The sequence below is a fragment of the Tessaracoccus palaemonis genome, assembly GCF_019316905.1.
Lineage (GTDB): Bacteria > Actinomycetota > Actinomycetes > Propionibacteriales > Propionibacteriaceae > Arachnia > Arachnia palaemonis.
Map to the genome: position 1 here is coordinate 2,153,124 of NZ_CP079216.1, position 20,563 is coordinate 2,173,686.

Below are 20,563 nucleotides of genomic sequence, written 5' to 3' on the forward strand. Positions count from 1 at the left end.
AGGAGAATCTCGAAGTGAAGTTCCTCACGTCTCTTCGGCGGCGATCCGCCGCCCGACCCGTGCTGCTGCTCCTGACGCTCGTCGTGCTCGCGCTCAGCTACTCGGTGGTGAGCCCCCAGCGTTCCTCCGCCGAGACCGAGACGACCCAACAGGTCGAGCAGGGCAAGGCGATCTTCGACCAGAACTGCTCGTCGTGCCACGGCCTGAACGGCGAGGGCACGACCGCAGGGCCGACGCTGATCGGCGTCGGCGCCGCCTCCGTCGACTTCCAGATGGGCACCGGCCGCATGCCCGCAGCCCGCGGAGAGGCGCAGATCCCGGCCCGCGAGGTGCAGTTCACCCAGGACCAGATCGAGTCGGTGGCCGCCTACGTCGCGTCGCTGGGCGCCGGACCCGCCATCCCGGAGGAGTCGCAGTACACGGCCGACCTCTCCGAGGAGGACATCGCCCGCGGCGGCGCGCTCTTCCGCGCCAACTGCTCGGCCTGCCACGGCATCACCGGCGGCGGCGGCGCCATGCCTGAGGGCAAGTACGCCCCCTCGCTGCGCGACACCAGCGCCGTGCACATCTACGAGGCCATGCGCACCGGACCGCAGATGATGCCGACCTTCTCGAAGGATGTGATGACCGACGAGTCGGTGACCGAGATCATCGCCTACCTCGAAGAGGTCAACTCCCAGCCGAACTACGGCGGCCTCACCATGGGTGACGCCGGCCCCGTATCCGAGGGCTTCTGGATCTTCGTCATCGGCATCGGCGGCCTCGCCGTCGTTGCCACCTGGATCGCCAAGAAGGGGGCCCGCGCCCGATGAGCGACAACCTGCCAGTCAAGGATCCCGATCTCGGTCACGTCGTCCCGGATCCCGGCATCGAGGAGCACGTCGAGCGCTTCGCGGACGTCGACAGGGGTGCGGGCAACCGCGCCTACCGCGCGATCCTGATCATGCTCGGCCTGGTGCCGGTGCTGGCCATCGCGTTCGTGGTCATCTACTTCGTCGTCCCGAAGACCATGTACATCGACTTCGGATGGCTGCACGCGAGCGCCCTGAACGTCGGCCTCGGCACCACCGCCGGCCTCGCGGTCCTGCTGATCGGCATCGCCGTCATCCAGTGGGCCCGCGTCATCATGGGCGACGAGGAGATGGCCGAGGAGCGCCACACCGCGGCGTCCTCCGAGGAGGACCGCGCGGCCACGATCGCCAAGTGGAACGACGGCGTGGAGCAGTCGGGCGTCAAGCGCCGCCCGCTGCTGCTCGGGGCGCTCGGCGGGGCCGTCGGCTTCGCCGTGATCCCCGGCGTCCTGCTGTTCGCCGACATGGGCCCCTGGCCCACCAGGAAGGTCCGCGAAGAGACGCTGGAGAAGACCATCTGGGCCGAGGACATCGTCCTGCTGAACGACGAGAACTGGGTGCCCCTGCGCCCGGAGCACCTCGAGATCGGCCAGCTGGTCAACGCCCAGCCCGCCAACCTGCTCGACCTGCACGGCACCGAGTTGCAGCAGCAGAAGGCCAAGGCCGCGATCATCGTCGTGCGCATGGACCCGGCATCGATCCGGATCCCCGAGTCGCGCAAGGACTGGCAGGTCTCCGGGATCCTCGCCTACTCGAAGATCTGCACACACGTCGGCTGCCCCATCTCGCTGTGGGAGCGGCAGACCCACCACCTGCTCTGCCCCTGCCACCAGTCGACGTTCGACCTCGGCAACAGCGGCACGGTCGTGTTCGGCCCCGCCGCCCGGGCGCTGCCCCAGCTCCCCATCCGCGTCAACGAGGAGGGCTACCTCGTCGCGCAGAGCGACTTCACGGTCCCCGTCGGGCCGAGCTACTTCGAGCGTGACTCCCGCAACGACTTCCAGGATGGAGACGAGTAATGGCAAAGCCAACGAGCGTCGTCGACTCGTCGCCGTCCGTCGAGGCGACCGAGGCGCCCGCCGACCACAAGGGCGGCTTCACCGGCCCGCTGAAGTGGGCCGACGAGCGGATCGGCGTCGCGAAGATCGGCAAGGCCGGGCTGCGCAAGATCTTCCCCGACCACTGGTCCTTCCTGCTGGGCGAGATCGCGCTGTACTCGTTCATCATCCTGCTCATCACGGGCGTGTTCCTGACGATCTGGTTCAAGCCGTCCATGGCGGAGATCGAGTACGACGGGTCCTACCAGCTGCTCAAGGGCATGCCGGTCTCCGAGGCCTTCGCGTCGACGCTGCACATCTCGTTCGATGTGCGCGGCGGCCTGCTGGTGCGCCAGATCCACCACTGGGCGGCGCTGCTGTTCGTGGCAGCTGCCTTCGTGCACATGCTGCGCGTGTTCTTCACGGGCGCCTTCCGCAAGCCCCGCGAGGTGAACTGGCTGATCGGCATCGGCCTGATGTCGATGTCCCTGATCGCGGGCTTCGCCGGCTACTCGCTGCCCGACGACCTGCTGTCCGGCACGGGCCTGAGATTCGTCGACGGCCTCATCCGGTCCATCCCGATCATCGGCACCTGGGCGGAGTTCTTCGTCTTCGGGGGCGAGTACCCCGGCGACCTGGTCATTCCCCGCCTGTACATGGTGCACATCCTGCTGGTTCCCGGCCTGCTGCTGGGCCTCGTGGCGGCGCACCTCGTGCTGGTCGTCTACCACAAGCACTCGCAGTACCCCGGCCCGGGACGCACCGAGAACAACGTGGTCGGCTACCCGCTGTTCCCCGTCTACGCGGCAAAGGCCGGCGGCTTCTTCTTCGTGGTGTTCGGCTTCCTGGTCCTGATGGGCGGACTGTTCCAGATCAACCCCGTGTGGACCTATGGTCCCTACGATCCGGCGAAGGTCACCGCAGGATCGCAGCCCGACTGGTACATGGGATGGGTCGAGGGCGCCATCCGCATCGTGCCGAACATCGAGTCCCACTGGGGGCCCACCACCTGGTCGTGGGCCATCTTCCTGCCCGGCGTCGGCCTCATGGGCCTGCTGTTCGGCGCGCTCGCGGTGTGGCCCTTCATCGAGGCCTGGATCACGGGCGACAAGCGCGAGCACCACATCCTGGACCGGCCCCGCAACGCCCCGACGCGCACCGCGCTGGGCGTCGCCGGCATGACGTGCTATGCGATGTTCTGGCTGTCGGGCGGCAACGACATCCTCGCCACCCGCTTCCATCTCAGCCTGAACGCCATCACGATCTTCATGCGCGTCGCCGTGTTCGTGGCTCCGATCATCGCGTTCATCATCACGCGACGGATCTGCCTGTCCCTGCAGCGCGCCGACCGTGAGCGCACGCTGCACGGCTCGGAGGACGGCGTCATCGTCCGCTCCCCCGCGGGCGGCTACGGCGAGGGCCACGTCCCCGTCCCGGTCGATGAGCAGTTCACCCTGACGCAGCACGTGCAGCACACCCCGCTCGAGTCCGGACCGACGACGGACGGATCCGGGGTCGCGAGGAAGGCCGAGGTCGGCGGGTTCCGCGCCCGCCTGTCGCGTTGGTTCCTCGGCCACGACATCGCCAAACCGACCACGGCGGAACTCGACGCCGCCGCGCACCACGGCGACCACGGCGAACTCGAGGGCGACGACGATGAGGGCCCCAAAGCGCTGCACTGAGAACGTCTCAGGTGTGTCATACTCTTGACTCGTGCGTCTTCTGGATCAGCGACCCTCGTACGACCTCACCTACAGCGACGTCTTCATGGTGCCGAGCCGCTCCGGCGTGACCTCCCGCCTGGACGTCGACCTCACCTCCACGGACGGCCTGGCCACCCCGACGCCGCTCGTCGCGGCGAACATGACCGCCGTGTCCGGCCGCCGGATGGCCGAGACCATGGCGCGCCGCGGCGGGCTGGCGGTCTTCCCGCAGGACATCCCCTCCGACGTGGTGGCCGCCTCCATCCGCAAGGTGAAGGCCGCGCACCCGGTCTTCGACACCGCCGTGACGGTCTCCCTCGACACCACCGTCGGTGAGACCCTGTCCCTGATCCCCAAGCGCGCGCACGGGGTGGCGGTCGTCGTCGACGCCGACCATCGGGTGCTGGGCCTGGTCACCCCGTCGGCCGCGGTCGGGGCGGACCGCTTCGCGCAGGCCCGCGACGTGATGACCACCGACGTGACGCTGGTCTCCCCCGACCTGACGCCGCAGGCGGTGTTCGACCAGCTCAGCGAGCACCATCAGAAGGTCGCCGTCTCGGTCGACGCCGACGGCCGACTCGTCGGCCTGATGACCCCGAAGGGCGCGCTCCGCTCCGCCATCTACTCCCCCGCGCTCGACCACGAGGGGCGCCTGCGCGCCGGCGTCGCCGTCGGCATCAACGGCGACGTGGCCGGCAAGGTCCGCACCGCGCTCGAGGGGCAGGCCGACGTCATCGTGATGGACACGGCCCACGGGCACCAGGCGAAGATGATCGGCGCCCTTGCCACCGCGCGCGACGTCCGCGACGCGTTCGAGGCCGAGACCGGCCGCCGCATCCTGATCGTGGCCGGGAACGTCGTGACCGCCGAGGGCTGCGTCGACCTGATCGCCGCGGGAGCAGACATCCTGAAGGTCGGCGTCGGCCCGGGCGCGATGTGCACCACCCGCATGCAGACCGGCGTCGGCCGTCCGCAGTTCTCCGCCGTGCTGGAGTGTGCGCAGGCCGCGCGCGAGCACGGCAAGTCCGTCTGGGCCGACGGCGGCGTGCGGCACCCCCGCGACGTCGCCCTCGCGCTGGCCGCCGGCGCCGGCTCCGTGATGATCGGCTCCTGGTTCGCGGGCACGCACGAGTCCACCGGCGACCAGCTCGTCGACCACGACGGCCGCGTCTACAAGGAGTCGTTCGGCATGGCCTCGGCCCGCGCGGTGCGCAACCGCACGCGGGACATGTCCGCCTTCCAGCGCGCCCGCTCCGCGCTGTTCGAGGAGGGCATCTCCAGCTCCAGGATGTACCTCGACCCGCGGCGTCCCGGCGTGGAGGACCTGCTCGACTGGATCACGTCCGGCGTCCGGTCCTCGTGCACGTACGCGGGCGCCCGCTCGCTGCCGGAGTTCGAGGAACGAGCCGTGGTCGGGGTGCAGTCCGGCTCCGGCTACGAGGAGGGCCGCCCGCTCGACAGGAGCTGGTGACCTACCCCGACCTGACCAGCCCCTCTGGCACTCTGGGGGGCATGTTGGAGATCTCGCACGTCACAAGGACCTTCGGCACGCTGACGGCCCTGGACGACGTGTCCTTCGCTGTGCCCGACGGCCAGTTCACCGGCTTCGTCGGCGGCAACGGGGCGGGCAAGACGACCACGATGCGCATCATCATGGGCGTCCTGGCCCCCACCTCCGGAGAGGTGCGCTGGAACGGGCACCCGGTCACCCGCGACGAGCGCTCCACGTTCGGCTACATGCCGGAGGAGCGCGGCCTCTACCCGAAGCAGCCCATCCTGGCGCAGCTCACCTACCTCGGCGAGTTGCACGGCATGCGCCGCGGAGACGCCCGGGCCGCAGGGCTGGAGCTGCTGCACCGGTTCGGGCTCGGCGACCGCACCCGGGACAAGCTGGAGAAGCTGTCGCTCGGCAACCAGCAGCGGGTCCAGATCGCCGGGGCGGTGGTCTCCTCCCCCGCGGCACTCGTGCTGGACGAGCCCTTCAGCGGGCTCGACCCCGAGGCCGTCGACGAGATGTTCGCGCTGCTGACGGAGTTCACCTCCCGCGGGGTGCCGGTCCTGTTCAGCTCCCACCAGCTCGACCTCGTCGAGCGCCTGTGCCACAACATCGTCATCCTGAGCAGGGGCCGCGTGATCGCCGCCGGCACCGTCGCGCAGCTGCGGGCCTCGGGCCCCACCTCCCACACGATCGCCGCCGACGGCGACCTCGGCTGGCTGCGCGGGGTGCCGGGCGTCACGGTCGTGGAGCTGCACGGGGACCGGGCAGAGGTCCGGTTCGCCGACGACGCCACGGCCCAGCGGGTGCTCCGCGACGCCCTCGACCGGGGCCCCGTCCACTCATTCGGGCCCGTCGTCCGGCCGCTCAGCGACTACTACCGGGAGGTCACCCGATGAACGCACCCCGCCGCAGGGCCTCGTGGGCGACCGTCGCCCGGCGCGAGATCCTCGCCCAGCTCACCGACAGGGCCTTCTGGATCGGCACGCTCGCAACCCTGGCGCTGGTGGTGCTCGGCCTCGGCTTCGGCGTGGTCTCCGCGACGGGGGGCGGCACGACCCGCGTCGCGGTGTCCACCGACGAGTCCATGGCGGTCGTGCAGCGCGCCGCGGCCTCCGGGGTCGCCGTCGAGGCCGTCGAGGTGGCGCCGGACGAGCTGCGTTCCAGCATCTCCGGATCCGATGCCGACGCCGCGCTCGAGCAGGTCCCCGGCGGCTGGGTGCTGACCGTCAGCGACCTGACCGACACCCCCGACCTGGCCGACGCCATCACGCACGTGCAGATCTCCGCCAATGCGACCGCGCTCGGCGTCGACCCGGCCGATGTGCTGGCCGACACGACGCTCAGCGTCGTTCCGCTGGAGGGCGACGACCTCGCCGCAGTGGCCGTCTTCATCGCCACCGCCGCGTTCTCCGTCCTGTTCATGCTGGCGGCCGTGACCTACGGCATGCAGATCGCACAGTCGGTCGTCACGGAGAAGGAGTCGCGCGTCGTGGAGATCCTCGCCGCGGCGATCCCGGTGCGTCAGCTGCTGATCGGCAAGGTCGTCGGCAACATGGCGATGGCGCTCGGGCAGGTCGTGCTGATCGTGGGCGTGGCTCTGCTCGGGCTGTCATGGACGGACTTCGCTCCGCTGCTCGGCGTCGTGGGCGGGGTCGTCGGCTGGTTCGTGCTGTTCTTCATCGTCGGGTTCGCGTCCCTGGCCTGCCTCTGGGCCGCTGCCGGAGCGATGGCCACGCGCGTGCAGGACCTCAGCCAGACCACCACCCCGCTGACCATGGTGATCATGCTCGTGTACTTCGCCGGTTTCTTCGCACGCGGCACCGCCGCGACCGTGCTCAGCTACGTGCCCATCGCCTCGACCGTCACGATGCCCGGCCGCCTGATGTCGGGGGACGCCGGCTGGCTCGACGCGGTGCTCGCCCTGGTCGTGGCGGCGGCGTTCATGACCGCCACGATCTGGGTCGGCGACCGGATCTACCGGCGCGGGCTGCTGCAGACGGGCACGGTGCTGAAGCTGCGCGATGCCCTGCGCCGGGCGGACTGAGAAAACTCCACCCAGGGCACTACGATGCCGCCGTGACCATGACACGCGCGCAGCGCCTGGACAGACTCCCCTTCACCCGTCGGCACGGCCGGCTGCTCTATGGATCCGGCGTCGGCTGGGCGCTCGACGCGATGGACGTCGGTCTCATCTCCTTCATCATGGCCGCGCTCGCGCGGGAGTGGTCGCTCAGCAACGGGGAGCTGTCGCTGCTGGGGTCGATCGGCTTCGTCGGCATGGCGCTCGGCGCCTCCCTCGGCGGCCTGCTGGCCGACCGCATCGGGCGCCGCCACGTCTTCGCACTGACCCTGCTCGTCTACGGCTTGGCGACGGGGCTGTCCGCGCTGTCGGTGGGGCTGGTGATGCTGCTCGCGCTGCGCTTCGTCGTCGGCGTAGGGCTCGGGGCGGAGCTCCCCGTCGCCTCGACGCTGGTGTCCGAGTTCGCGCCGTCGCGCATCCGCGGCCGCGTCGTGGTGGCCCTCGAGTCGTTCTGGGCCGTCGGCTGGCTCGCGGCAGCCTGCGTCGGGTACTTCCTTGTCCCGGCCTCCGACGCCGGCTGGCGGTGGGCCCTGGCGCTCGGCGCGATCCCGGCCGTCTGGGCCATCGTGGTGCGCTTCCACCTGCCCGAGTCCGTGCGGTTCCTGGAGGCGAAGGGACGCCACGCCGAGGCCGAGGCCGCCGTCGTGGACTTCGAGGCGTCAGCCGGGATCGTGACGCCCGACGACGAGAAGGCCGACGAGGTCCCCGCGGAGCCCGCGAAGGTCGGCTGGGCGGAGCTCTGGCGGCCGCGTTTCCGGCGCACGACCGTCGCGCTGTGGATCACCTGGTTCGCCGTGAACTTCGCCTACTACGGCGCCTTCATCTGGCTGCCGACGCTGCTCAGCCAGAACGGGATGACGCTGGTGAAGTCCTTCGAGTTCACGCTCGTGATGACGCTGGCGCAGCTGCCCGGCTACGCCGTGGCCGCCGTGCTCGTGGAGGTGTGGGGCCGCCGCGCGACCCTGGCCACCTTCCTGGTGGGCTCGGCCGTCGGCGCCATCGCCTTCGCGACGGCCCCGCAGCTCGCGGGCGCGATCGCCCCGGGCAGCGCCTCGGTCGGCTACACCGTCACGCTGGCGGCGGCCTGCGTCCTGTCGTTCTTCAATCTCGGAGCCTGGGGCGCCCTGTACGCCGTCACCCCGGAGGTGTACCCCACCGCCATGCGGGCGACGGGCTCCGGCGCCGCGACCGCCTTCGGCCGCATCGCGGCGATGGGCGCGCCCCTGCTGGTCCCGGTGCTCAACGGCTGGGGCGGCCTGCCCGTACTGTTCGTCGTGTTCGGCGTGGCCTTCACCGTCGCCGCGCTTGCCTCCCTCGCGCTGCCCGAGTACCGCGGGGAGGCGCTCGCCGAGCGGTGAGGTTCCCCCTCAGTGCTTGTAGTCGCCGCGGTAGAACTCCAGCACCCAGCCGGAGCAGGACCAGATGCCGAGAGCGACTCCCAGCAGCGAGATCCACGCCTGGTGCAGCGCCGGGCCGAGGAAGATCACCGAGACGGTGACGGCGGCCCAGAACGGCCAGATGCTCTTCGGCGCGAAGAAGCCGACGTCCCCGGCCGCGTCGACGACCTCCGCGTCGCCCCGGTCCTCGGGACGGGGCTCGAACGTGCGGGCCGTCAGCGTCAGGTAGGCCGCGATCATGCCGCCCAGCAGGCCGGTGAAGCCCAACACGAACGTGCCGGCGATCTCCCGCGACATCAGCCAGTAGACCGGCGTGACGATGCAGATGTAGACGAAGATGAACCAGAAGACGTACTTCTCGGGCTTCACTTGGCCTCTCCTTCAGCCGTGACGGGGGCGCCGTCGGTGGTGACGACCTCCTCGGGGTTCTCGGGCGTCAACCGGTCGAGAAGCTCGCCGGGATCCTCCGCCGCGTTGTGCGCGGCCAGCTCCGGCCTGGCCTCGTCGAGCGCCGGGCTCATGGAGCGGACGCGGGGCAGGCGGTCGAAGTTGTGCCTGGGCGGCGGGCAGGACGTGGCCCACTCGAGCGAGCGGCCCCAGCCCCACGGGTCGTTGACGGTGACCTTCGGCGACGTGCGCGTGATCCAGACGTTCCACATGAACGGCAGCATCGAGACGCCGAGCAGGAACGCGCCGAACGTCGAGATCTGGTTCAGCAGCGTGAAGCCCTCCCAGGCGCCGTAGTCGGCGATGCGGCGCTGCATGCCCTCGACGCCCAGCCAGTGCTGCACGAGGAAGGTCATGTGGAAACCGATGAAGATCGCCCAGAAGTGGACCTTGCCCCACGTCTCGTTGAGCATCCTGCCGGTGAACTTCGGCCACCAGTAGTAGAAGCCGGCGAACATCGCGAACACGACGGTGCCGAACAGCACGTAGTGGAAGTGGGCCACGACGAAGTAGGTGTCCGAGACCGGGAAGTCGAGCGCCGGGGAGGCGAGGATGATGCCGGTCAGGCCCCCGAACAGGAACGTGGTGAGGAACCCGATCGCGAACATCATCGACGTGTTCAGCGTCAACGAGCCACGCCACAGAGTGCCGATCCAGTTGAAGTACTTCACGCCTGTCGGGATCGCGATCAGGAACGTCATGAACGAGAAGAACGGCAGGTTCACCGAGCCGGTCACGAACATGTGGTGCGCCCACACCGACACCGACAGCGCGCCGATGGCCAGCGTCGCGAACACCAGGCCGTAGTAGCCGAACACCGGCTTGCGGCTGAACGCGCTCAGCACCTCGGTGATGATGCCGAAGAACGGCAGGGCGATGATGTAGACCTCGGGGTGCCCGAAGAACCAGAACAGGTGCTGCCACAGGATCGCGCCGCCCGACGACGGGTCGAGCACGTTCGAACCGAGGACGCGGTCCGCCTCGAGGACCAGCAGGCCGGCGGCGAGCACCGGGAACGCGATCAGGACCATCATCGACGTGACGAGGATGTTCCAGCAGAAGATCGGCATGCGGAACATCGTCAGGCCGGGCGCGCGCATCGTGATGATGGTGGTGATGAAGTTCACCGCGCCGAGGATGGAACTCAGGCCGAGCAGGTACAGGCCCATGATCCACAGGTCGTGACCGACGCCGGGCGAGTTGATCGCGTTGCTCAGCGGTGCATAGGCGAACCAGCCGAAGCTGGCGGCGCCGCCGGGGCTGACGAACCCTGCGCAGGCCATGATCGAGCCGAAAAGGTACAGGTAGTACGCGAAGCCGTTCATGCGCGGGAACGCCACATCGGGCGCGCCGAGCTGCAACGGGAGGATCGCGTTGGCGAAGCCCGCGAACATCGGCGTCGCGAACATCAGCAGCATGATCGTGCCGTGCATGGTGAAGAACTGGTTGAACGTCTCGTAGTTCATGTACTGCATGCCGGGGTTGGCCAGCTCGGCACGGATGCCGAGCGCCAGCACGCCGCCGATCGCGAAGAAGATGAACGCCGTGACGAAGTACATGTTGCCGATGACCTTGTGATCGGTCGTCGTGAGGTACTTCATGGCACGCTCTCCGAGCGTGTGGTGGACCGCGGCACCCTCGGCGCCGGCCTCCAGCTGGGTGCGCCCAGCGATCGATGCGCTGCTCACGAGTGCTCCTCGTCGGTCTCGGTGCTCGGCAGGGCGTTCTGGATCGTGTCCTGCACGAGACGCGCCCCCTCGTTGCCGTTCTCGGCGAGGTCACGAACGTACGCCTCGTACTCCTCCTCGGTGACGATGTGCACCTTGAAGAGCATCAGCGCGTGGTACTCGCCGCACAGCTCGGCACACTTCCCGTCGTAGGTGCCGAGCCTGTTCGGCGTCACGTCGAAGGAGTTCTCCTGGCCGGGGATCACGTCCATCTTGAAGTAGAACGACGGGACCCAGAACGAGTGGATGACGTCGGCGGAGTTCAGGTTGAACCGCACCGTCTTGTCGACGGGGAGGTACAGGTCCGGGATCGACTCCAGCGTGCCGACGGTGTGGGCGTCGGCGCCGATGTCGGGGTTGTCCTCCTCCATGTAGCTGAAGGTCCAGGACCACTTCTGGCCGACGACGTTGACGACGACGTCGGGCTCGTCGGTCTGCGAGATCATCGCGTCCTGCGCCTTGACGGTGTAGAAGAACAGCACGCCGACGATGAGGAAGGGCACGAGCGTGTAGAGCAGCTCGAGCGGCAGATGGTAGGTGGTCTGCCGTGGGGCGGGGGCGTCGCCGTCCTTACGGCGGTACCGGATCACCGCCCAGCCGATCAGTCCCCAGACGATGCCGCCGACCACGAAGGACGCGATCCAGGCGCCCACCCAGAGGTTGCCGACGTTCGGGGCCTCCGCGGACGCGGCCTCGGGGAGGCCGAGCCGGGCGCCCTGTCCGGAGCAGGCCGACAGAGCCACCAGGGCGAGCCCGGCAGCCGCCGCGACCCCCGCCCGAATAGTTGTCCGCCGCCTCGATGGCGCAGGATTGACACTCACCAACTTGCCCTTCCGTTCAGCTGTCGAACGCCGCCCGGATGCGGCCGGACTTCGAATGATGGGTTCACCTTAACGTAAAAAGACCACCCCGCCCGCGGTTACGCAGACGGGGTGGATTACTATCGCGCGCGACCGGCGCCGCGGCCCAGCTCAGTGGAAGGAGTCGCCGCAGGCGCACGAGCCCTGCGCGTTGGGGTTGTCGATGGTGAAGCCCTGCTTCTCGATGGTGTCCATGAAGTCGATGGAGGCGCCGCCCAGGTACGGGGCGCTCATCTTGTCGGTCACCACGGTCACGCCGTCGTACTCGGTCGTGACGTCGCCGTCGAGGATGCGGTCATCGAAGTACAGCTGGTAGCGCAGGCCGGAGCAGCCGCCGGGCTGGACGGCGATGCGGAGCGACAGGTCGTCGCGGCCTTCGGACTCCAGCAGGGAACGGACCTTCTGCTGGGCGACGTCGGTGAGGACGACGCCGGGAACGGTCTGGGTGTCAGTCACGAGTGATGGCTCCAATGTGTAAGTGATCGCCGGTTGTCGCATCGAGTGTACGCCGGTGGCTGCCATCTCCCCAGCCTGGCTGTCACCTGTCGGCGAACCGTCACCAGCGCCAGGTGGCGGCCACACCGCGCGCGACGCGGGTGAGTCCTTCGACGGTCGCCGCATCGTCGCCGGTGGCGACGGACACGGGGTAGGCGGACTCGAGGCCGGCCAGCCGGAGCTCTCGCGCGGAGATGTAGTTGCGCCCCACCACCGCGATCGCGGGGCGCAGCGCGCGGCCGGCGAGCCCGACGACGTGCTGCACGACGGCGCCGCCGACGCTGTGGAAGTCCAGGTTCTCGGCTCCCGTCACGACCACATCGGCCGCGGCCGCGGTGCCCTCCAGCTCGTACCGCGCGGTGAGCTCGGTCAGCGGGTCGGTGACGCGGGCGCCGATGGCCTGCAGGATCAGTCCCGCTCCCCCGGCCGCGCCGCTGCCCGGCCCGGGGTCGAGCCCCAGCAACGAGGCCCACCGCTGCGCGTCGGCATCCGCGGCCAGCACGTCGGCCAGCTCCAGCCCTCTGGCCCGCCCGACGGTGGCGGCGAGCCCGCTGAGCCCGGTCAGCGGGAGGTCAGCCTCGCCGTCGGCCACCAGCGCCGTCAGGCGGCGGCCCGCCCAGCGCTCCCGCAGATCGGCCAGCCCGACCGCCGGGTCCTCGCCCAGCAGCCCCCGTCCGAGGTCGTCGACCTCGGCGCGGGTGAGGTCCACCACCACGTCGTCGGAGCCCGCCTCCAGGGCGTCGGCGAGGTCGGCGACGGTGGCCGGCGCCAGCACGGTCACGCCGGGGGCCGCCTCGCGGAGGCTGTCGGCGAGCTCGGGGCCGCCGGCGGCCAGCGGCACGACGGCGACCTGGGCGCCCTCACCCGCGAAGGCGCGTGCGATGACCTCCGAGGTCTCGCGGGCGCTCAGGCCCGCGATGGCGTCGGATGCGACGAGAACCCTCACAGGTCGGGCGTGTCCTCGTCGGCGTCGGGGATCAGCCCGTAGTACTGGGTGGTGGACGCCAGCAGCTCGCGGACGTCGGCCAGGGACACGTCGGTGTCGGGCAGCACGAGGTCGGACTCGACGATCACGTCGTCGGGCACCTCGACGCCGAGTCGGCGCACCCCCGCCGTCAGCGCCTCGAGCGCCTGGACCATGCCGGCCTCGTCACCGGCCTCCACACGATCCTCGAGAGCGCGGTCCAGCTCGTTCAGCTCCAGCAGGTGCTCGGGCTCCATGACCCACTGCCCCTGACCCATGATGCGCACGATCATGACTGCGGCTCCTCCTGCGTGGTCTCGGCCCCGGCCTGCAGCTCGGGGCGCGCGGCGGGGGAACCGCCGGTGAGCTGGGCCTTCATCGCGGCCAGCTCGCTCTCGACCGACGAGTTGGCGGCCAGCGCGTCGAGCTCGCGGGAGATGTCGTCCTTGGCCAGGCCGGTCGGGTCCTCGAGGGCGCCGGAGGCCAGCAGCTCGTCGACGGCGGACGCGCGGGCCTGCAGCTCCTGCGTCTTGTCCTCGGCGCGCTGGATCGCGAGGCCGACGTCGCCCATCTCCTCGGAGATGCCGGTGAACGCCTCGTTGATCCGGGTCTGCGCCTCGGCCGCGGAGTAGGTCGCCTTGATGGTCTCCTTCCGCGTGCGGAAGGCGTCGACCTTCGCCTGCAGGCGCGAGCTGGCCCGCACCAGCTTCTCCTCCTCGGCCTGCAGCGCGGCGTGCTGCGTCTGCAGGTCGTTGAGCTGCTCCTGCAGCCCCGCCTTGCGGGTCAGCGCTTCGCGGGCGAGGTCCTCGCGGTTGGACTCGAGGGCACGCTGGGCGGCGGTGGTCAGGCGCTCGACCTCGGAGTTCATCTTGGAGGCCTGCAGCTCGACGCGCTTGCGGCTGGTGGCGACGTCGGCGACGCCGCGACGCACGTTCTGCAGCAGCTCAAGCTGCTTCTGGTACGAGTAGTCGAGCGTCTCGCGGGGGTCCTCGTACTTGTCGAGGGCCTTGTTGGCCTTCGACTTGAAGACCAGTGCGATACGTTCAAAAATGCTGGCCACTTCGGCGTCCTTCCAGACTGCGTGCGATTTCCCTGACCAATCTAGCGCCCGGATCCAGCGTTCACACTGGGTCATAGCCCTGAGGCGACCCCGATCCGGGTCGCCTCGGCAGGGTAGGATGGGACGCCGTAGTCTCCACCAAGAGGAAGCCGTCGCATCGTGGCCCTGTTCCGCCCCTATGAGCGCAAGGAGTCGTCCGCGGAGGGCGACCAGATCTCCGCCCTGACCCCGAAGGGTCGCCAGGCCGAGGAGAAGGCGCGCAAGACCGCCGCAGCCCCCGCGGCCCCCGCGGCCACGGTCGTCACCGAAGCGGAGGAGCCGGAGAAGATCCGCGTCCCCCGCAAGAAGGACGCCCCCACGCCCACCCGCAAGCAGGCCCAGGCCGCCCGGATGGACCGGCTGCACCCCCAGCTGACGCCCAAGGAACAGAAGAAGGCCGACCGGATCGCGCGCCAGCAGGCCCAGGCCGACAACTGGGAGAAGATCGAGACCTCCCCCGAGCGCGTGCTGCTGCGCAACTTCGTCGACTCCCGATGGACCGCTGCCGAGTTCATGATGCCCGCGATGATCCTGGTGATGGCCGCGGTCATGGCGACGATGAGCAACGCGGTGCTGTCCAGCTGGATCGCACTCACGCTGTGGGTGCTGCTGCTGATCACGATCATCAACGTCGGTTTCATGTGGCGGGGCTTCAAGAAGCTGCTCGCCGAGCGCATCCCCGGCGCCTCCACCAAGGGGCTGCTGGTCTACATGTTCAACCGTTCGCTGATGCTGCGCCGCTTCCGCCAGCCGTCGCCGGTCATCAAGCGCGGCGAGGCCTTCTGATGGCCTACCACTGGGTGCCGGTCTCCGGGGCCTTCTCGCGGGAGGCGCTCGACGGGGCCGACCTGCTGCGGGACTTCGACGACAAGGGCGCCGCCGAGGAGTGGATGACCCTGTTCTACGAGGAGCTGCTCCACGAGGGGGTCGCCGAGGTCAGCCTGTACGAGGAGGACCGGCTCGTCTACGGGCCGATGTCGCTGGAGCCCTGAGCCGACACCGTGTCGATGCGCAGCAGCACCGCCCCGAACACCACCATGCAGACGCCCGCGGCGACGCCGTAGGGCGTCTGCTGGCGCGCGGCAGCGATCCGCTGCTCGTAGGTCTGGACCTTCCCGTCGTCCTGCCCGGTCAGGCTCAGGTGGCTGCAGGTGTCCCCAGGGCCCATCGCCTCGCCCCGGCACGTCGCCTGCGGGGACGCCCAGCTGACGGCCGCCCAGGCGGCCACCGCGATGCCGGCGACGATGAAGGCCCACAGCGAGACGCGCTTGATCATGCCCGCCAAGGTATCGTGCGCGGCCACCTGACCCAAGCCGCCGCGGGTCGGTTGGCTAGGCTGGCCCGGTGACTCGAATCAACCCGACCCTGACTCTCAGCAAGTCTCTTCCGAAGTCCGCCGGCGTGGTCGTCGTCGGCCTGGCGAGCGTCAACACGGCAGACACGGCCGCCGTCGGCGTGACCGCGGACCTCGACAAGGCATACCAGAAGGCCTTCGGCCACACGGTCCACGAGATGGCCCTCGCCCTGGGCGCGAAGTCCGAGGCCGACGCCGTCACCCGACTGCCGGCCCGCGACGGGCTACGGGTCCTGGTGGTCGGGCTCGGCGACGCGGACGTGACCCCCGACCGGCTCCGCAGCGCCACCGGCGTCGCGCTGCGCACGGCCGCCGGCCTGGCCGACGCGGCCGACCTGCAGGTCGCGGTGTCGCTGGAGGTCTCCGATCCCGAGCTGATCCAGGCCGCGGCGGAGGGCTCGCTGCTCGGCGCCTACCGGTTCGCCCGCCTCACCGCAGACGCCCCCGCCACCGCGGTCGCCTCCGTCGTGCTGGTCACCCCCGTTGTCGACGCCGTCCAGAAGGCCGCCGCCGAGGAGGCCCGCGTGATCGCCGAAGCCGTCTGCCAGGCGCGCGACTGGCAGAACACCCCGGCGAACCTGCTCTACCCCGAGTCTTTCGCCGACGCCGCCAGGGCCTACGTCAAGGATGCGAAGATCGCCGTCGAGATCCTGGATGAGAAGGCCCTGGACAAGTACGGCTACGGCGGCATCCTCGCGGTCGGCGGCGGCTCGGCCCGCGCGCCGCGGCTCGCCCGCTTCTCGTACGCTCCCCGCGGCGCCACGGCGCACCTCGCGCTGGTGGGCAAGGGCATCACGTTCGACTCGGGTGGCCTCGACATCAAGCCCGCGGGCGGCATGGCCGGCATGAAGTTCGACATGTCGGGGGCGGCCTCGGTCGTCGCGGCCATCCGCGCTATCGCCGACCTCGGCCTCAAGGTCCAGGTCACCGCCTACGCTGCGCTGGCAGAGAACATGCCGTCGGGCAGCGCGTACCGTTCGAGCGACGTGCTCACCATGTTCGACGGCCAGACGGTCGAGAACTACAACACCGACGCCGAGGGCCGCCTCGTGATGGCCGACGCCATCGGCCGGGCCGCGCAGGACAAGCCGGAGCTGATCGTCGACATCGCGACCCTGACGGGGGCCTGCATGGTCGGGCTCGGGTTGCGCACGGCCGGCCTGATCACCAACGGCGAGGAGACCTCCGACGTGCTGCTGGACGCCGCGGAGACCGCGGGCGAGGACTTCTGGGAGCTCCCGCTGAACGACTACGTCCGCGGTCAGCTCACCTCCACCGTCGCCGACATGCGCTCGGGCGCAAGCCAGCGCTGGGGCGGCGCGCTGGTGGCCGGTGCCTTCCTCGAGAGGTTCGTCCCCGAGGGCACCGCATGGGCCCACCTCGACATCGCGGGCCCGGCCGAGAACCCCGACGAGGCGTTCGGCTACACGCCGAAGGGCGGCACAGGGATGGGTGTTCGCACGCTCATCTCGCTGGCCTCCAGGCTGGCCGATCAGCGCGGCTGACGCACAGGTCAGGACGCCAATGCGGTGGGCGGTCGCCGATTCCGGCGGTCGCCCACCGTGCATGTGCGAGACCGAAAAGGCGGCTACTGTGGACCCAAACCCGTGGGTCACACATTAGGAGCCATACGCACATGTCAACCGAAGTCACTCTTCCGGCGCTCGGCGAGTCCGTCACGGAAGGCACCATCTCCCGCTGGCTCAAGGCCGTCGGCGACACCGTCGAGGCGGACGAGCCGCTGCTCGAGGTGTCGACGGACAAGGTCGACACCGAGATCCCCTCCCCCGTCGCAGGCACCCTGCTCGAGATCCGCTTCGAGGAGGACGATGTCGCCGAGGTTGGCGCCGTCCTCGCCGTGATCGGTGACGCGGGTGCTGCCGCTTCGACCGCCGAGGCCCCCGAGCCCGAGTCGGCTCCGGAGCCGGCCCAGGAGCCGGCCGCCGAGCCGGCGGCCGAGGAGCCCGTCCAGATCGCCACGCAGGCGGCCGCCCCGGCAGCCTCCGGCCCCGCCGAGGGCACCGAGGTGACCCTGCCCGCGCTCGGCGAGTCCGTCACGGAAGGCACCATCTCCCGCTGGCTCAAGGCCGTCGGTGACACCGTCGAGGCGGACGAGCCGCTGCTCGAGGTGTCGACGGACAAGGTCGACACCGAGATCCCCTCCCCCGTCGCAGGCACCCTGCTCGAGATCCGCTTCGAGGAGGACGATGTCGCCGAGGTCGGCGCCGTCCTCGCCGTGATCGGTGACGCCGCGGCTGCCGCACCGGCCCCCGAGGCCCCCGCGGCCCCGGCTCCTGCCGCGGCCCCGGCCCCGTCGGAGCCCTCTCCCGAATCGGCCCCGTCGGCTGAGTCTGCCCCCTCCGCCCCGTCCGCCCCGACCCCCGCGGCCGCCCCCGCCAAGGAGCACTCGCCCGCGGTCCAGGAGGCCGCGGCCCGCCGCGCCTCCGAGTCGGACGGCACCTACGTCACCCCGCTCGTGCGCAAGCTCGCCAAGGAGCACGGCGTCGACCTGGCCGACGTGAAGGGCACGGGAGTCGGCGGCCGCATCCGCAAGCAGGACGTCCTCGAGGCCGCCGAGGCCGCCAAGCAGCCCGCGCCGACCGCCCCCGCAGCGGCGGCGGCTCCGGCTCCCGCCGCGCCGGCCGCGAAGGCCGCCCCGGCCCCGTCGCCGGTGCGCGGCACCACGGAGAAGCTCAGCCGCATGCGCAAGGTCATCGCCTCGCGCATGGTCGAGTCGCTGCAGGTCGCGGCGCAGCTGACCGCCACGGTCGAGGTGGACGTCACGGCGATCAGCCACATCCGCGGCCAGGTGAAGGACGACTTCAAGAAGCGCGAGGGCGTCAGCCTCTCGTACCTGCCGTTCATCACCATGGCGGCCGTCGAGGCGCTGAAGCAGTTCCCGGTGATCAACGCGCAGATCGACACCGAGGCCGGCACCGTCACCTACCCCGACGGCGAGCACATCAGCATCGCCGTCGACACGGACAAGGGCCTGATGGTCCCGGTCATCGCGAACGCGGGCGAGCTGAACCTCACCGGCCTGGCGAAGAAGATCGCCGACGTCGCCGCCCGCACGCGGGCGAGCAAGGTCGAGCCGCACGAGCTGTCGGGTGGCACGTTCACCATCACGAACTACGGCTCCGCCGGCACGCTGTTCGACACGCCGATCATCAACCAGCCTCAGTCGGCGATCCTCGGCACCGGCGCGCTCGTGAAGCGCCCGGTCGTCGTCGAGGACCGCTTCGGCAACGAGTCGATCGCGGTGCGCCACATGATGTACCTGTCGCTGAGCTACGACCACCGCCTCATCGACGGCGCGGTCGCCGCCCGCTTCCTGAGCGCCGTCAAGGCGCGCCTCGAGGAGGGCGACTTCGGCGGTGAGCTCGGCCTCTGAGCAGGCTGGCCTGATTCTCGAATGCTGACCTTCGAACATCGAGGGCTCGACGTCCCACGCCTCCTGAGCGACTATCAGGAGGCGTGGGACTATCAGCGTCTCGTGCATGCAGGGGTGGCCGACGGCTCACGGCCCGGCCACGTCGTCCTGCTGGAGCACAGCCCCGTCTACACCGCCGGGCGCCGCACGAAGCCGAGCGACTACCCCGTCGACGGGACGCCTGTCGTCGCGGTGGACCGCGGCGGCGAGATCACCTACCACGGCCCCGGACAGCTGGTCGGCTACCCGATCGTGCACCTCGCAGACGGGCTGGGCGTCGTCGACTACGTCCGCACGCTCGAGTCGGCCATCATCGCCCTGCTCGCCGGCTACGGGCTGGCCACCGGCCGCGTCGCGGGCCGCACGGGGGTCTGGCTGCCGGCCACCGACGAGCGGCCCGAGCGCAAGATCTGCGCCATCGGGGTCCGCGTCGCCCGCCGCACCACCATGCACGGCTTCGCGCTGAACGTGCAGTCCTCGGCCGAACGCTTCGGCAACATCGTCCCCTGCGGCATCTCCGACGCCGGAGTCACGTCCATCGTCGAGGAGTTGCCCGGCGAGTGGGACGTGGCGCGCGTCGCCCACGACCTCGAGCCCATCCTGCTCGAAGAGCTCTCCCGCATCACGGCCTGATCAGGCGACCGGTGAGGCCGGCGCGAGCCGCCACCGGTAGCGGGCGGTGCTGCGCAGCGCGGCCACCACGTCGTCACGGCGCGGGTCCTCCGCGTCGGAGGTCACGGCGGTGATCAGGCGGTTCGCCGCCGGATGGTCGATGGGCAGCTCGACGGCGTCGTCGTCCTCCGGCGCCGCCGTCGACGGGAGGATCGCGATGCCGGCGCCGGCCGCGACCAGACCGCGGAGCACCCGGTAGTCGTCGGCCTCGAACGGCTGCTCCGTGGCCACCTCGCCGAGGATGCGGCGGATCGACCCGTACAGCCCGAACGCGCTGCCGAGGAACAGGAGCTCGTCGCGGGGCACGTCCTCGGGGCGCACCGCGCGCCCGATGCGGGTGAGCGGGTGGGCCCGCGAGACGACCAGGTAGAGGGGTTCGCGGTAGAGCGCCGTCACGTGGCGGCCGGGGCCCGGCCGCGTGTCCGCCACCAGCGCCACATCGGCGTCACCGCCGTCGACCAGCGCGAGGCAGCCGGCCCGGTCCGTGTGCACGAGCCGGAAGGTCACCGCAGAATGCCGGGCGCGGTACCTCGTCAGAGCCAGCGGGAGGAAGCTCTCGCCCAGAGCCGCCTGGTAGGCGATCGTCAGCTGCGCGGATCCGTCGACGGCCTCGCGCCGCAGCGAGGCGAGGGCATCGGCCACCGAGCCCAGCGCCCCCGAGCCGACCCGCGCGAGCTCCCGCCCGGCCTCGGTCAGCACCACCCCGCGGCCGCTCCGGGCCACGAGCTCCACACCGACCCGGTCGGCCAGCCGGGCCAGCGTCCTGCTCGCGGTGGGCTGCGGCATCCCCAGCGCCTCCGCCGCACCGGACACGCTGCCGGCCCGGCCGAGCTCGACGAGCACGGGAAGGTCCGCGAGGATCGGGCCGAGGCCTTCACTATTCATGCTCAGAACGTATCAGTCCGGCGCCCAAGGCATTAGTGCATGCGCTGTGGGGAATCTATTC

The 20,563-nt window shown here is 70.4% G+C and carries 21 protein-coding genes; 12 read left to right on the forward strand and 9 right to left on the reverse strand.

The features are described from left to right. Positions 1-14 precede the first annotated feature (14 nt). Genes qcrC through KDB89_RS09780 form a run of 7 tightly spaced genes read left to right on the forward strand, consistent with a single transcriptional unit; the run spans position 15 to position 8,527 of the window. Positions 15-812: a cytochrome bc1 complex diheme cytochrome c subunit gene (gene qcrC / locus KDB89_RS09750; protein WP_219080594.1), complete on the forward strand. Its 798-nt coding sequence runs from the start codon at positions 15-17 to the stop codon at positions 810-812. Further along, positions 809-1,870 (forward strand): cytochrome bc1 complex Rieske iron-sulfur subunit, encoded by a 1,062-nt coding sequence (gene qcrA / locus KDB89_RS09755; protein ID WP_439654844.1) that lies wholly within the window; start codon positions 809-811, stop codon positions 1,868-1,870. The genes qcrC and qcrA overlap by 4 nt, the downstream gene beginning before the upstream one ends. Beyond that, positions 1,870-3,570: a cytochrome bc1 complex cytochrome b subunit gene (gene qcrB, locus KDB89_RS09760; RefSeq protein ID WP_219080596.1), complete on the forward strand. Its 1,701-nt coding sequence runs from the start codon at positions 1,870-1,872 to the stop codon at positions 3,568-3,570. The genes qcrA and qcrB overlap by 1 nt, the downstream gene beginning before the upstream one ends. Positions 3,571-3,601: 31 nt before the next feature. Next, complete coding sequence (locus tag KDB89_RS09765; protein WP_219080597.1) at positions 3,602-5,062, forward strand: GuaB1 family IMP dehydrogenase-related protein; 1,461 nt, start codon at positions 3,602-3,604, stop codon at positions 5,060-5,062. Between the two features lie 41 nt (positions 5,063-5,103). Further along, positions 5,104-5,985: an ABC transporter ATP-binding protein gene (locus KDB89_RS09770; protein WP_219080599.1), complete on the forward strand. Its 882-nt coding sequence runs from the start codon at positions 5,104-5,106 to the stop codon at positions 5,983-5,985. Beyond that, a complete protein-coding gene (locus KDB89_RS09775) occupies positions 5,982-7,133 on the forward strand; it encodes an ABC transporter permease (protein WP_219080601.1) in 1,152 nt (383 codons plus the stop codon). The genes KDB89_RS09770 and KDB89_RS09775 overlap by 4 nt, the downstream gene beginning before the upstream one ends. A gap of 38 nt (positions 7,134-7,171) precedes the next feature. Continuing rightward, on the forward strand, positions 7,172-8,527 hold the full coding sequence (locus KDB89_RS09780) for an MFS transporter (protein ID WP_219084277.1): 1,356 nt from the start codon (positions 7,172-7,174) through the stop codon (positions 8,525-8,527). A 9-nt stretch (positions 8,528-8,536) separates the two neighbouring features. On the opposite strand, the gene KDB89_RS09785 is transcribed toward KDB89_RS09780, so the two are convergent. From KDB89_RS09785 to KDB89_RS09815, 7 genes are all read right to left on the reverse strand, one after another. Further along, a complete protein-coding gene (locus KDB89_RS09785) occupies positions 8,537-8,935 on the reverse strand; it encodes a cytochrome c oxidase subunit 4 (RefSeq protein WP_219080603.1) in 399 nt (132 codons plus the stop codon). Next, positions 8,932-10,668, reverse strand: coding sequence for an aa3-type cytochrome oxidase subunit I (gene ctaD / locus KDB89_RS09790; protein WP_439654886.1), 1,737 nt, complete (start codon positions 10,666-10,668; stop codon positions 8,932-8,934). The genes KDB89_RS09785 and ctaD overlap by 4 nt, the downstream gene beginning before the upstream one ends. Before the next feature lie 29 nt (positions 10,669-10,697). Continuing rightward, positions 10,698-11,561, reverse strand: a complete 864-nt coding sequence (gene ctaC, locus KDB89_RS09795) for an aa3-type cytochrome oxidase subunit II (RefSeq protein ID WP_439654845.1) — start codon at positions 11,559-11,561, stop codon at positions 10,698-10,700. A gap of 150 nt (positions 11,562-11,711) precedes the next feature. Continuing rightward, entirely contained in the window at positions 11,712-12,056 is a 345-nt protein-coding gene (locus KDB89_RS09800; RefSeq protein ID WP_255555872.1) for a HesB/IscA family protein, read from the reverse strand. 100 nt (positions 12,057-12,156) lie between these two features. Continuing rightward, complete coding sequence (locus tag KDB89_RS09805) at positions 12,157-13,041, reverse strand: glycerate kinase (protein WP_219080604.1); 885 nt, start codon at positions 13,039-13,041, stop codon at positions 12,157-12,159. Then, a complete protein-coding gene (pspAA, locus tag KDB89_RS09810; RefSeq protein WP_219080607.1) occupies positions 13,038-13,352 on the reverse strand; it encodes a PspA-associated protein PspAA in 315 nt (104 codons plus the stop codon). Before pspAA ends, KDB89_RS09805 begins: the two co-directional genes overlap by 4 nt. Continuing rightward, the gene (locus KDB89_RS09815) at positions 13,349-14,119 is read right to left on the reverse strand and encodes a PspA/IM30 family protein (protein WP_219080609.1); all 771 of its coding nucleotides are present in this window, start codon (positions 14,117-14,119) and stop codon (positions 13,349-13,351) included. The genes pspAA and KDB89_RS09815 overlap by 4 nt, the downstream gene beginning before the upstream one ends. Before the next feature lie 159 nt (positions 14,120-14,278). On the opposite strand from KDB89_RS09815, the gene KDB89_RS09820 reads away from it, so the two are divergent. Both KDB89_RS09820 and KDB89_RS09825 read left to right on the forward strand, forming a co-directional pair. Further along, positions 14,279-14,944 carry a DUF3043 domain-containing protein gene (locus KDB89_RS09820; RefSeq protein WP_219080611.1) on the forward strand — a complete coding sequence of 222 codons (666 nt, stop codon included), beginning with the start codon at positions 14,279-14,281 and terminating at the stop codon, positions 14,942-14,944. Then, positions 14,944-15,150 carry a hypothetical protein gene (locus KDB89_RS09825; protein ID WP_219080613.1) on the forward strand — a complete coding sequence of 69 codons (207 nt, stop codon included), beginning with the start codon at positions 14,944-14,946 and terminating at the stop codon, positions 15,148-15,150. The genes KDB89_RS09820 and KDB89_RS09825 overlap by 1 nt, the downstream gene beginning before the upstream one ends. Here KDB89_RS09825 and KDB89_RS09830 read toward each other — a convergent pair. After that, complete coding sequence (locus tag KDB89_RS09830) at positions 15,123-15,434, reverse strand: hypothetical protein (protein WP_219080615.1); 312 nt, start codon at positions 15,432-15,434, stop codon at positions 15,123-15,125. The genes KDB89_RS09825 and KDB89_RS09830 overlap by 28 nt on opposite strands. A gap of 68 nt (positions 15,435-15,502) precedes the next feature. Here KDB89_RS09830 and KDB89_RS09835 point away from each other — a divergent pair, with 68 nt between their 5' ends. The 3 genes from KDB89_RS09835 (at position 15,503) to lipB (ending at position 19,578) form a co-directional block, all read left to right on the forward strand. Beyond that, positions 15,503-17,017: a leucyl aminopeptidase gene (locus KDB89_RS09835; protein ID WP_219080617.1), complete on the forward strand. Its 1,515-nt coding sequence runs from the start codon at positions 15,503-15,505 to the stop codon at positions 17,015-17,017. Between the two features lie 131 nt (positions 17,018-17,148). Next, positions 17,149-18,906: a 2-oxoglutarate dehydrogenase, E2 component, dihydrolipoamide succinyltransferase gene (gene sucB, locus KDB89_RS09840; RefSeq protein WP_219080620.1), complete on the forward strand. Its 1,758-nt coding sequence runs from the start codon at positions 17,149-17,151 to the stop codon at positions 18,904-18,906. Between the two features lie 21 nt (positions 18,907-18,927). Next, positions 18,928-19,578 (forward strand): lipoyl(octanoyl) transferase LipB, encoded by a 651-nt coding sequence (lipB, locus tag KDB89_RS09845; RefSeq protein WP_219080621.1) that lies wholly within the window; start codon positions 18,928-18,930, stop codon positions 19,576-19,578. Here the strand turns inward: lipB and KDB89_RS09850 are convergent, their stop codons facing one another. Beyond that, positions 19,579-20,502, reverse strand: a complete 924-nt coding sequence (locus tag KDB89_RS09850) for a LysR family transcriptional regulator (protein WP_219080623.1) — start codon at positions 20,500-20,502, stop codon at positions 19,579-19,581. It lies immediately after the preceding gene. Between the last annotated feature and the right edge of the window lie 61 nt (positions 20,503-20,563).